Raw genomic sequence first — 12,266 nt, forward strand, 5'->3', positions numbered from 1 at the left:
GATACATCTCTGCTAACTGTTCGGCATTGTTATTGTAGAAATTGGCGGACATAGTTACCTTGGCGTGATGACTTCAGAGCATTATATATACATTAAAATGATGCGAACAATACTATCACTTTATAGTTAGATTTGATTGTTAACAATCTGATTTTTAGACAAAGAACATATTTTAAACAAACCTAATTATGCCCAGGGTTCTCTTAAATATTCAGGGAATAATTAGGTTTTTAAGTGAGTTAAATTTATTAGAGAGCTTTACATTTTTTGTTATAGGCTAAATGTAGAGAGGGAGATTCATCAGGCCACTGAATACGTTCTTCATCCTTTACGCCTACGGATAAGTCTACCGGCACAATCCACAAATTCAGTTTCTCTTCGGCTTCTGGATTAAAGCAGAAACTCGATTGTATCGCTTGTGTGAAGTCTTCTGATTGCGGATAAAGTAAGAACATATCCCCTTTTCCTGATAAGTATTTATGGCCATAAGCAAACATCTGGTAGAAGTCAGATTGTGAAAGACCATATTTAGCCGTGCCATTATCTTTCGATTGTTCGAGTAGTTTCCACTTTGTATCTAACACTACTTTTGTTTCATTATCTTTTTCAATAATCAAATCGGGCTTTAATCTAAACCAATGCTGTTCAGCATGTTTTACAAGCGATTTAGACTGTACTTGCTCTTTTAGCTGGTAACCATTAGCAACCTGTTTGCGTAGGATGTTAGCAACATAAGATTCGAAGACCGCTTCCATTGGGAATAACAAAGATGGCGCATGATTTTTGCCCTTCATGCTTTGTGGTGAAAAACCCTCTAAAATCAACTGAGCCCAGTTAAGTGGTCGCTTATAGTAGTCCATCCCCCGGTCTAACTTCATGCGGGTAAAATCGAGTTTATAATCTTTACTGACGGGTACATCTGTAAAAACAAACTTTAGCTCTTGTAATAGCTTTTGATTATTAGCTGATCGGGTATATTTATTGATGCAAACAAGTGCGCTATGCAATAATCGATTCGCCGGTCTGTCCTGCAAAAACTCATCATATTCAACATAGAACTTATGTTTGTTAATGAAGTTATGACGAACTTGTTTACCTATATTCAACTTGCCTTTTAAGTAAGCTAGATTATCCTCTCGCGCAACATAATCACTGCGTAAACCTCGCTTTATCAAGGTATTTACCGTTTCTAAAAACTGTGTGATAAACACTTCTAATAATGGCATTTTCTGGCTAGCGATACTGGCAGCTTGTGTTTCTATATGGCGAAAACCTTTTAAGCTTTTCAACATCATTAACAGCGCGCTTCGGGCCTCCTGCTTGTTCTTATTGCTATCGCCCCCCTGCTTGCCTACTTTAGGTAACACTTCAATTTGAGTATTATCCGGGGTAAAAATCACCCCGGCGTAGTTTTGCACCTGTAATACTTCTAGCCCATTAAAGCGACACGGCTTCAATAAACGACTTTCCTCATCCATCTGTAAACTTAATTGCTTTAGATAGTGAAAAGCCACATCGCTGACAACTTTAATATTTTCAGCTGCATTTTGAGTTCCTTGCTTTTCATTCACAAGGTACTCAAATTCAAACAAGCTAATGGTATTATTCATTTTGGTCATCAGCTTTGGTCACATTTTTAGGAGCATAAATAGCTTGGTAAGCCTTTTTATTTGACCAAACAGGCGCCGTAAATTCAGCTAAAGCATATTGCTTTTCAGGTTGACCAAATTCCTCCGATTGATATTCTTTACCAAATAATTTGGTATAGGTAATCAACTCTTCTTTAACAAACTGTAAACTTGAATGTTTACTTTTTTGATTATCACCGAGCACCAAACTTATTTTATTCCAATCATCGTAAAAATACTCTTCAAGCAAAGGAATGATTTTATTTTGGAAAGCTGACTGTAGTTCAATAAATGCCTCATTTTCATTACCCGCTACCATGGCGTTATACGCAGGAAAGAAGAATGCATGACCTAAGGTATGTTCGCGATCATGAAGCACTTCAATGCGCTTATTTAACTTGGTGAGTAGCTCTGTTAGGTTAATGCCCTTTATCACACCACACTCATCATCAAACAAGGCAGGTTTTGGCATCATCTCTTTAAAGTCAAAACGGCGACGTAATGCAGTGTCCATCATTGCTAATGAACGGTCAGCGGTATTCATTGTGCCGATGATATGCAGGTTATTGGGCACAGAGAATGGTTTGCTAGAATTTGGCAATACTACTTCTATTGCTTCATCATTTCCGGCACGTTTAGAGGGCTCGATTAACGTGATCAATTCACCAAATATTTTAGAAATGTTACCGCGATTTATTTCATCGATAACAAGTACATAATTTACTAATTCAACATTGACTTCAGGCTTAGCAATACTTACGCCTGACTCAGCCAAATGCTTAACGACACTAGGCACTGATAAACGAGATAGCGGGGTACAGGTTTTTAAGTCAAAAGCAGTATCACCATTCAATGATTTAAAATCAACGTTAACCCCTTCTGCTAACCAAGTTACCTTTCGATGATGGCAATAATCATTTCGTGATGGTAAGCCTTTCTCTATGAATTCATAATCGCCAGCAACAACACCGATTGCCTCCACAGAGGTTTTGCTATTGATACATAAAACAAGATCACCTTCTGTCATTACATCAGAGAAGTACTCTAATGTTTTAAGATCGTTTTTCCCTAGCGTATTGTAATAATCGTTTTTATATTCCGCGCCGAGATCTCCAGTGTCACCCCAACCAATTGCGGCAATATTATTCTCTAAACAGAACGTTTTTGCAGGGTTAGTCTGTGCGCTCTCAATAGATAATTTCCATACTCGCCCGCTAGTATTAATATTTTTATCAACATCCAGTTCTGGAGAAGAAGCAGATTCACAAATTGATTTGAAAATGCCATCTTTCACTTTATATGAGATCTGGTTGTCTTCGTTGGTTTCAGCTTTTAAGCCTTCTACGAACTCTTCATAACCATAACTTTGGTGGAAAGTGACAAATCGAATGTGTCCTGATTTACTTAGCTTATTGTATTTAGCTGTTAACTCTTTTCGCTGCGTCGGGGTTGTCCCCGCTTTCGCGTCAATGTTTAACGATGCGTAAAACTGTGGCTCAGCGGCTTTCACTGCGGCTTCAATCGTATGGTAGGTTTTCCCTGTACCTGGAGGGCCGAACAGAATTTGATTTAGCGGTGCGATACTATTTAATTTAGTCACTTCACTACCTTCTATAACTTCACTTGCATTATCAGAAAAGAACTTTTCGATATTTAATAAATCTGTTTGGCAAAATGTTTCAAATTTATCTTTAATTATTCTTAATAATGTAGTTATTTCTGTTTCTAGGGTAGATGTATGATTTATTAATCTAGTGCCATAAAGAACGCTCCATTCACTAGATAGAGTCGCCTGCCTTTTATTAAATAAATCATTTTCAGCAGTTAAATTGTAAATACGTATTCTGGATGATTCTTCAGCAGGTCGAATATGTAGATTTACATCTAAATAGTTTTCTCTGTTATCAAATTGAAACACGAGTAATCTTTTAGATGGATCTCTTCCATCATCAGTTTGATTGATGAGGTCATCAAGCTTTGTTGATACAAAGCGAGTGGTGGTCACTCCATCACCAACACCAACAAGTTCGAGCCCCTCATTTTCACCTATCAATTTCTTGATGTATTCTTTAATTTCTCTTATCAATGTTTCTCTGTTTATCATTTATTTACTCTCTAATACTATTTAAAAAAAACACTCTGTACTTTATAAATTGCGTCTTAATATTTCTTCGTAATGAAGAATGAAACTTTAATTTCATTCTTCATTAATTTTGGAAGTTTTGAATAAAAGAATCAGCATGATGAAATTGTTGCTCAATTTGGTCATTTGTTAAAATCATCTAGTTTTCCTTTAATCAATAACTTTGCGCAACAATACTTCATTTTTATCTTTGCCTTTTATTAGTCATCCCCTTACTTATCAGCAGTAGCATAGATAGCTTGGTAAGCTTGATTATTTGACCAAACAGAATCACTAAATTCAGCTAAAGCATATTGCTTTTCAGGTTGACCAAATTCATCCGATTGATAGTCACCACCAAATAGGTCGTTATATTCAATTTTTTGCTCTTGAACAAACTTCAAATCAGACGGTTTTATTCTTTGGTTATCACCAAGCACCAAGCTTATTTTGTTCCAATCATCGTAAAAGTATTCTTCAAGCAGAGGGATAATTTTATTTTGAAAAGCAGACTGTAATTCAATAAATGCCTCATTTTCATTACCCGCTACCATGGCGTTATACGCAGGAAATAAGAATGCATGGCCTAAGGTATGTTCGCGATCATGAAGTACTTCAATACGCTTATTTAGCGTAGTCAGTAACTCTGTTAGGTTAATGCCCTTTATCACACCACACTCATCATCAAACAAGGCTGGTTTTGGCATCATCTCTTTAAAGTCAAAACGGCGACGTAAAGCAGTGTCCATCATTGCTAATGAACGGTCAGCGGTATTCATTGTGCCGATGATATGCAGGTTATTGGGCACAGAGAATGGCTTGCTAGAATTGGGCAATACTACTTCTATTGCTTCATCATTTCCGGCACGTTTAGAGGGCTCGATTAACGTGATCAATTCACCAAATATTTTAGAAATGTTACCGCGATTTATTTCATCGATAATGAGGACATATTTTTTAGGCTTACCTGTTTCATCTAAATCTGCATTTCTTGCATCTTCACAGATTTTTTTAAAAATTCCAGATTCAACGTCATAAGAGATTTCACCGTCTGTTGAATTAGCTTTTAATCCCTCAACAAACTCTTCGTAACCATAACTTTGGTGAAAAGTAACAAATTGAATCTGTTTTTCTGCAATAAGTTGCTGATATTTATCTGTTAATAATTGACGAAAAACACTACAGCACCCTCTGATTGTATTACCTTCATTTTGCACAGCTTCTTTAGTTACACCGTCAAACACTGCGTAACTTTCAGGCTCAGCAGCTTTGACTGCGGCTTCAATCGTATGGTAGGTTTTACCCGTCCCAGGAGGACCAAAAAGAATTTCGTTAAGTGGGGATTTTGAAGTAACTTTATATTTATTTTCAGGTGACGCTGGCATATTTTGTTCCGATGTTTTTTGTCTGTTTTTATCAAACCAATGTTCAAGAAGCTTGATTATTAGAGGTAAGTTTTCATCGTTGATATTTACCTTAAACCAGCTTCCCTCTTGTAAAAACGTCAAACCTTCTGACTTTGCTAACTCAGAAATATTCCCGTAAAAATCAATACGTTTCACAAGCACTGCAATTAAATTAAACTCGATTGTCATTGCATCTTTTATTATTTTAAAACCACCAAGATTTTGATTATCTGCCTTAAATAACATTTGGTTTGATTGATTTGAGCCACAACTTACACTGCTTATATCATTTGCCTCTAGCTTTAGCTGTTTCATTAAATTAAGAAACATTCTCTTTAACTTAATAAAAGACTCAAGGTTTTCTTTTGCCGTAAATATTTCATCTAATTTGGTCCAGAAATCGAGAGAAACTTTTTCAGGAATAGCTTCCTTAGCTAGAATATCAACCCAACACTTAGATAAAGTATTGAACTGAATATTGCAGATGCTATTTTTAAAGTCACTTATAAAGTCTTGGTTATCAATTTGATCAAATTTATAACGTAGTAAATCTTTTTCTTGGATTAACTCACTATGCTTACCAGCCAGATTATTAAGCTCTGAAAATATATTTATTGCGCCTCTTTTCAAGGAAACCCTGATACCCACTTCTCGAGTTAACTGGATCTCAAATAACCACACTTCATCAACGTATATCTTTAATTTTTTATCTTCAGAACCGATATACACATTTGAAAAGCGTATTACTAATTCTTCGATAATTGGTAATACCTGGTTTTTAATAACTTCTTTGGCAGTATTGTTTTTGAATAAATTCAGCTTGAAATTTTCAGTTAAAGCAGTGTTCTTCCATAACGAAACACCTAATTTTTCAATATCACTTAAGATATCTGTTGTTTGATATAGTTGATCAGAGCCTTCATCGAAACCGTTTATTTCTGTCATGTTATTCCTATAGATTAAAAGCAATTATTTACATGTCTAATTTAAAGCTTGTGACTTACCACATAGGGATCTGAAAGTGCCTAATACAAAACCAAGATAAGTTTCCCTGAATGCTATTGGGAGTAAATAGAAGTGTATCGCCACAAAAATACACTGAACTTTATAAGCCGTGAATTATACACAAAATCACAATAATCGCTTAACTTTCAAATGGACCTACTTAATCTCTTTCGTTTGACGCCAAGCCATCACAACATGCTCTTCTTTGATGCGTTTTTTAGCATCTCCAGAATCGCGAGCGAATACACGTACGCGACAGCTACGGCCTTTTTCTCCAGTAAAATCGACGATGTACTCTTTCATATTTATTCCTCATTATTCTTTAAAGGGTTAGCGCTTAATTAGAAAAAATAAGATACCAAACAAAGACGACAACCGGTGACGCAACATGATAAAGTACCGTGTAATTTATTAATTTTAATCACTCACATTCAATAACGAGATATAGATGCAAGTAGCTCAGCGCCATAAACATATTCTGCACTTCATACCTGAAGCGCCTAAATCTATTTCAGCCAAAGCGTTACGAGTGAAATACCAAGAAGATGCAGGGGATATAACCCTGAGAATGTTGCAGAGAGATTTGAATGAGTTATACGATACAGAAAGTAATATGATTAAAGAGAAAGTTGGGCAAGGTCTTTTTTGGTCATTTGAACCCGGCACTAAAACCTCACAATTAATGACACCTAGTTTGGCACTCGCCTTTAATATGTTTGCTGAATACGCACAGCATCTCTTGCCCTCCTCTGTTAATAAACAATTACAGGGGCAATTTAATCAAGCTCAGCGTGCTTTAACCGATCCAAAATTAGCATTATGGCAATCAAAAATAGCAACGGCACCACCAGGGTTTCAATTACATAAAGCAGAGATAGATGAAGCAATATTAAATACCATTGAGCAGGCCATTATCGACCAGGCACAATTAAAAATTGTATATCGAAACCGTCCCAAAAATTTTGTGCATCATGCAGCAAAAGAACGATTAATAAACCCGTTAGGTTTGGTGATCAGAGGTAATGTTTATTACCTGATTGCGCATACACCAGAAAACCAGGAAAGAGCTTTTGTGGTGCATAGAATGAGCAGTGCAGAAAGGAGTTATAACGAGGTGGTGTTTCCTACAGACTTTAATCTTCAAGCCTTTATGAAAAAGGGAGGCGGTGTATTTCCAACAGATGAATACGTTGATCTTGAACTAAAAGTGGACCGAAACCGCGGCCATCATTTATTAGAAACACCACTTTGTCCCAATCAAACTGTCAGTGAGTTTGATGAACAATACTTCATTATTAAAGCGAACTTACCTGTAAACCATGAATTGCATTGGTGGCTCATGTCGATGGCTGATTTTACTGAAGTTATCGCCCCGCAATCTGTAAAAAAGAAAGTCATCGAGCACCTAAAAGATGCGATGAGTATGTATCATTTATAATTTACTCGGCATTCATGTCGGCATTAGCGCTACAGTGATGAAAAGAGGCTTCTACCACCAGCCAAGTCACATCAAGCGTCTCATCGTATGGTTCGTTTAATATGGAATGCTCGATAGCTAAAGACTGATATAACAGCTGCACATAGTTAAATGCATTTTCGTATTGGTCCGAATTTTCATAAAATAGCGCCAACTTGTGTCTCGCATCTGCACGGCTTTGTTCTAACCGTTGAATTAAATGTTTGTCTGTCGATGCATCGTTCACTAATTCTGATTCAAGATTCTCATACATGTACGCAAGCACGAGGTTAGAAATAACATCACCTGCTTCAGCACTTTCTCGATAAAGCGTGAGTGCTAATTGCGCGTCATCGTTCACACTCTTAACTTTCTGGTACTCCGCTCCCTGTATGCCTCGAATATTTTCATCATACGCCTTGGCAGACTGATACATTACGTTAGCTACCTGCTTGTCAAATTGCATCAGCCCATTACCGTTTTGATAGATAACGGTCAGTCTTGCTAGTGCTTTCTTTTCTCCACATTGAGCCGCTTTCACATAAGCATCCATCGCATTAACAGGGTTCTGTTTAACACCACGGCCACCTTCATAAAGTAAACCAAGATGATACAAAGCTACACTATTGCCTTGCTCTGATTTCAGCTTACATTTAATAAATACATTTTCTAACCAATTCACGCGGTACCTCTTTTTACTGTTAAATATTAATCATTGGATGATGATTGCCACAACCACATTAATGCATCGTGTACCGTATTGGTAATCACCTAAATAGCATCACGATCCAATCATATTAATGATTGGATCGTTGATGCTGTTATACCCATGCTACTTCAACATGCAAAGTCAGCAAGGAAAATTGTGCCGAGATATCAGGCATAAGATTGAAGCCTAGTCATTCTAAGTCGAAATTTTATAACGCCATAGTTTGGTACAAGTTGCCTTGCCCTACAGGGCGTAAGCTCGAAAACCAACTCGGCGTTACAACAATCGAAAAGTGAATAACAATAAGGGATTAACGTCTTTTTTTAATCCCTTATTGTTAGAAGGTTCACGTAATTAACGTTCGATAGGTTACCTCACGTTGTACCTGGAGCTGGTTATCGAGCTTATGCCTGACAAAGCATCTTGAGGTAACATGGGTATAGAGGTAAATAAAAACTATCGTTTAGCTTTTCTTGCTTTCTTTTTAGCTTGTTTTAGTTTTTTTCTATCGGCTGTTTTTTTGCAAATGGTATGGCTCACTAAGCTATTGTCACGCAAAAAAGCTTTGCCTTTAGGTGACTTGATATACTGCTGTGCGTCAAAGCAACCATTTTTAGCAGACTCTCTTACCAATGCTTTTATTGAACGTGGCGACTCCACCTTTACTTTGTTCTCTGTATAAAGTTTTTTCAACAGCAACATCGAAAAATCAAACTGCATTTGCGGTTTCATTTCATCACTACAACAAATAAGTGCATTTGTTGATACCTCTAAAGCAAGGTCTTCATATTCACTATGAGCAGCTGCTAAATTGAAGAGTTTATGTTCATAACGCATAAACACAGGTAACTGCTGATGGCTTTCTGCCATGACTTTAAGGCCTAATTCAGGTTGTGGTGTTTTTCCCCAATAACCAAAATAATCACAATAACCTTTGAAGTATTTCGCACCTTCAGACTGATAAGATTGTGCGCTAATAAGGGCGCTCTTTGCTTGCTTCTTCAGTAACTCATTGTCTTTATCATTTTCCCAAGCCTCTAATTTATAAGCGAGATCAAGCGTAAATGATTGCTTCACTTTTGCATCAATACCCTTAGCAACCCAGTTTAGATATTGCTTAGGTTCTTTTTCATAATAATGAATTTGTAGGTATTGAATTGCTTTATGGTTTTCGAGTTCTGCCGCTTGAAGCGTAAATTTCAGGCTACGTTTATGTTGCGCATTGTCTCGCAGGTAGCTAGCGTATTGGTAGGCAGCTTCACCCTCTTTATCTATCTTTAAGGCTTCTTTAAAACAGTTTTCAACGGTTGTTTTTTCAGGTAATTGCAACAACTTATTTTTATAAACCTCTGCATACAATAACCAACTTTCAGCATGGCCTTGCTTATGCGCACGGTCTAACCAATAAGTTAAGTCATGTTGTATCAATTGCAATTGCGCTTTGTTTTCACTACCCGGCGTTTTCTTGGGTATCGTAGCGATATACATTTTGAGAACAAAGTGTTTTGCAAGAGATAGTGTCGCCTCTTTATTACCAGACAGCGACGCTAAAATGTCCTCTTGTAAGGCCAATTTAGTGGGTGCTTGCCATTCATTTTGCTCTGTATCACTCTGAAGATTAAGCTTATAAGCGAGGTATTGTGTTATCTCTAATAAGCTTTTCATTAAGTTATCTAATTTGTATTTAGTTAACGTGTATTCACAGCTCCATGAGCCATCATAAGCTTGCGTCATGTGAGCACTTCGATTACCTTCAACACGCAACGTGTTTAGTATATCTACAATGTAATCAGGCACTTTTTGGCTACTAGCGACCTGTTTGATTTTATTGACTAAATCGCCCGACACTGGCGGTCGTAACTTCAGTTTTTCTCCTACCTCATGGCACCATAGCTCCACAAAGAGTCGCGTTTTAAGCAAACAGCATGAATGGTCCATTGCATAATATTTTTCAATCTCTTGGCTCAAGCTGTAAAGCGCCGGAAAAGAGTGTTCAATAAATTGGTAGTTATGAGTAACCGTAGTGGTCGTTGGTAAGTAAGCGAGTTCGCCCATGATAATCTCCTCAGTGATGTGAGGTAGCTATTATCCACAGGAAGGCGTCAAGCTATGACGTGTTGGTTTTACTTTTTAGAATATTTGTACGGCAGGTGCGAAATAAGGTTTTATGCATGAGGGATAGTACAGACGGTTATTGTAAAAATACTATTTACGAAATGCTTAAGCCAGCTAATAACAGCGTCACTTTACTCATGACTTGCAGGGCTAATGATGTTAGCCCTTATTACTATTTCCAGTATCTGTTTACACAGTCTCCACTATGCCAATCGTTTGAATATCTCACGGACTTAACGCCTTGTCATATTGTTTACAGTGAAAACTAGTCAGGCTTTACTGAGCCCTTACCGTTATACACCTAAGTCATTTATGATTTTTTGGCCCCTCAGTGTTTAGCGATAACTTTTTGTAATTTTTCACTTATCTTAGAACAAAATTTCTGCAAGCAAGTTATTTCAACTAATGCGTGCCGATAATATTGGTTACCGATGCTCAATTGAATATTATCGATAAATTCATTAATCAATTGTATTTCCGCATACAATTTTTGAGAGTTTTTATCAGACAATGTTGATAGGTATGCAATTTTTTTCTGATTGTCTTCGCGATAAAAGAAATCATCACAAATTTTATCCAATAACTTAGTTTGCATAGCAGACACAATCAGTTTATTTATCAATAAAGGTGATTTCATATTCATAATATTAACTTCTTAGTAATTTTTCCATCAAGGCTATATCTTTGGTTGTTATAGCAGAAAACTCTTCTCTATTAGCGATAAGCTCATTTTTGACAGCTTTTGACATGTCCTTAATTTCACTTACTAATTTAGTTTGCTGTTGCTGAATTAAGTCATTGGTTGTAATGCTTAACTCTTGATGTTTACTATTATTTTCAGTAAGTTTCTTCGCTAATGAACTTACCATCGAATCTAAATTCTCTTCAAGTAGATCTATTGATTCGCTCATTTTTTCTAATAACTGTTCTTGATATTTACTGAACTTATTAGCTGATTCATTGATTACTAACTCTGTAATCTCAATTAGTTTTTCTTGCCCTTGATGTACTTCGGCTCGATCTAAATTTATCTTTTCAATTAACATCACAACCATTTTTTCTATTGTTGCACTGTGTTTATCTTGTGCTTCTACCGTTGCTACAAACTGTTTCTCAATAGCCGTTAACGGAATAGACAGCCCTGCTTCAAGCGCTTCAATTTGTGCTAAATGCCTTTGAGTAGATTCTACTTGGGTAGTATTTACCTGTTTTATTAAGTCATTGAAGTCTTTGTTTGAGGTTTCATTTTGAATATTTTGCATTTCGATTGCTGCTGTAAATTGTTTTTCCATTACACCTAGTGGCTTCGATAAACTTTCCTCTAATCTTTTCATTTGGCTTAATTGCGCTTGGTGATGGTTTATTTGCGTATCAGAAGACTGCAAAACTAGCGCTGTTGCATGTTCATTGAAACTCAACATAAAGCGGTCAAAAGCCGACAACGATTGTTGTATCTGATCTTTAGTGTCGCGAATACTATTGTATTCTTCGCTTAAACGCTTATTAAATAAATCACAGAGAGAGTTCACAAAGGTTTTTAATTGTTCAGCATTTTCAGTCATATGTTGTTGCTGCAAAACAAAGTTTTCGTTTTGTTTATCAAAACCATTTTGTAATTCTTGTATTTCTGTTTTGTTGTTAGTTAAAGCAGTAATCACTTTATTGCTAAGCGCAATAAGCGTAATAGTAATACTAGAGCCGATTAATAATATTCCTACTAGAAGTGTAATCTGAGCAGGTGATTGATTTGTAGTAATTGCATAATACATAAGCGCGATAAATATTAATGCGGCCAGTAAAGGGGTAACTATTTTTTTCATTTTAA

The 12,266-nt window shown here is 36.5% G+C and carries 10 protein-coding genes; 2 read left to right on the plus strand and 8 right to left on the minus strand.

Features of this window, described 5'->3' with window-relative positions:
- Positions 1 to 248 precede the first annotated feature (248 nt).
- The 4 genes from CXF74_RS14125 to CXF74_RS21985 form a co-directional block, all read right to left on the minus strand.
- A complete protein-coding gene (locus tag CXF74_RS14125) occupies positions 249 to 1,619 on the minus strand; it encodes an McrC family protein (RefSeq protein ID WP_232772529.1) in 1,371 nt (456 codons plus the stop codon).
- On the minus strand, positions 1,603 to 3,732 hold the full coding sequence (locus CXF74_RS22570; RefSeq protein WP_101083179.1) for an AAA family ATPase: 2,130 nt from the start codon (positions 3,730 to 3,732) through the stop codon (positions 1,603 to 1,605). Before CXF74_RS22570 ends, CXF74_RS14125 begins: the two co-directional genes overlap by 17 nt.
- 251 nt (positions 3,733 to 3,983) lie before the next feature.
- Positions 3,984 to 6,101, minus strand: coding sequence for an McrB family protein (locus CXF74_RS14135; protein WP_101083180.1), 2,118 nt, complete (start codon positions 6,099 to 6,101; stop codon positions 3,984 to 3,986).
- Positions 6,102 to 6,317: 216 nt separating this feature from the next.
- Positions 6,318 to 6,464 carry a hypothetical protein gene (locus CXF74_RS21985; protein ID WP_157822409.1) on the minus strand — a complete coding sequence of 49 codons (147 nt, stop codon included), beginning with the start codon at positions 6,462 to 6,464 and terminating at the stop codon, positions 6,318 to 6,320.
- 145 nt (positions 6,465 to 6,609) lie between these two features.
- On the opposite strand from CXF74_RS21985, the gene CXF74_RS14140 reads away from it, so the two are divergent.
- Positions 6,610 to 7,599, plus strand: coding sequence for a helix-turn-helix transcriptional regulator (locus CXF74_RS14140; protein WP_101083181.1), 990 nt, complete (start codon positions 6,610 to 6,612; stop codon positions 7,597 to 7,599).
- Position 7,600: 1 nt separating this feature from the next.
- Here CXF74_RS14140 and CXF74_RS14145 read toward each other — a convergent pair whose 3' ends face one another.
- Together CXF74_RS14145 and CXF74_RS14150 are read right to left on the minus strand one after the other, a co-directional pair.
- Complete coding sequence (locus CXF74_RS14145; RefSeq protein ID WP_101083182.1) at positions 7,601 to 8,299, minus strand: tetratricopeptide repeat protein; 699 nt, start codon at positions 8,297 to 8,299, stop codon at positions 7,601 to 7,603.
- A gap of 483 nt (positions 8,300 to 8,782) precedes the next feature.
- Complete coding sequence (locus CXF74_RS14150) at positions 8,783 to 10,381, minus strand: DUF4145 domain-containing protein (RefSeq protein WP_101083183.1); 1,599 nt, start codon at positions 10,379 to 10,381, stop codon at positions 8,783 to 8,785.
- Between the two features lie 197 nt (positions 10,382 to 10,578).
- On the opposite strand from CXF74_RS14150, the gene CXF74_RS23120 reads away from it, so the two are divergent.
- Complete coding sequence (locus CXF74_RS23120; protein ID WP_442965954.1) at positions 10,579 to 10,710, plus strand: hypothetical protein; 132 nt, start codon at positions 10,579 to 10,581, stop codon at positions 10,708 to 10,710.
- A gap of 59 nt (positions 10,711 to 10,769) precedes the next feature.
- Here CXF74_RS23120 and CXF74_RS14155 read toward each other — a convergent pair whose 3' ends face one another.
- Positions 10,770 to 11,084, minus strand: coding sequence for a hypothetical protein (locus CXF74_RS14155; RefSeq protein ID WP_101083184.1), 315 nt, complete (start codon positions 11,082 to 11,084; stop codon positions 10,770 to 10,772).
- Between the two features lie 4 nt (positions 11,085 to 11,088).
- Positions 11,089 to 12,261, minus strand: coding sequence for a hypothetical protein (locus tag CXF74_RS14160; protein ID WP_101083185.1), 1,173 nt, complete (start codon positions 12,259 to 12,261; stop codon positions 11,089 to 11,091).
- Positions 12,262 to 12,266: the final 5 nt, after the last annotated feature.

Origin of the sequence: Psychromonas sp. Urea-02u-13, assembly GCF_002835995.1 — a bacterium.
In the GTDB taxonomy this organism is placed as follows: domain Bacteria; phylum Pseudomonadota; class Gammaproteobacteria; order Enterobacterales; family Psychromonadaceae; genus Psychromonas.

Excerpts from the sequence above, each read along its gene's own strand:
- CXF74_RS14125 (WP_232772529.1), bottom strand. The coding sequence starts at position 1,619 with ATGACCAAAATGAATAATACCATTAGCTTGTTTGAATTTGAGTACCTT.
- CXF74_RS22570 (WP_101083179.1), bottom strand. The coding sequence starts at position 3,732 with ATGATAAACAGAGAAACATTGATAAGAGAAATTAAAGAATACATCAAG.
- CXF74_RS14135 (WP_101083180.1), bottom strand. The coding sequence starts at position 6,101 with ATGACAGAAATAAACGGTTTCGATGAAGGCTCTGATCAACTATATCAA.
- CXF74_RS21985 (WP_157822409.1), bottom strand. The coding sequence starts at position 6,464 with ATGAAAGAGTACATCGTCGATTTTACTGGAGAAAAAGGCCGTAGCTGT.
- CXF74_RS14140 (WP_101083181.1), top strand. The coding sequence starts at position 6,610 with ATGCAAGTAGCTCAGCGCCATAAACATATTCTGCACTTCATACCTGAA.
- CXF74_RS14150 (WP_101083183.1), bottom strand. The coding sequence starts at position 10,381 with ATGGGCGAACTCGCTTACTTACCAACGACCACTACGGTTACTCATAAC.
- CXF74_RS23120 (WP_442965954.1), top strand. The coding sequence starts at position 10,579 with ATGACTTGCAGGGCTAATGATGTTAGCCCTTATTACTATTTCCAGTAT.
- CXF74_RS14155 (WP_101083184.1), bottom strand. The coding sequence starts at position 11,084 with ATGAATATGAAATCACCTTTATTGATAAATAAACTGATTGTGTCTGCT.
- CXF74_RS14160 (WP_101083185.1), bottom strand. The coding sequence starts at position 12,261 with ATGAAAAAAATAGTTACCCCTTTACTGGCCGCATTAATATTTATCGCG.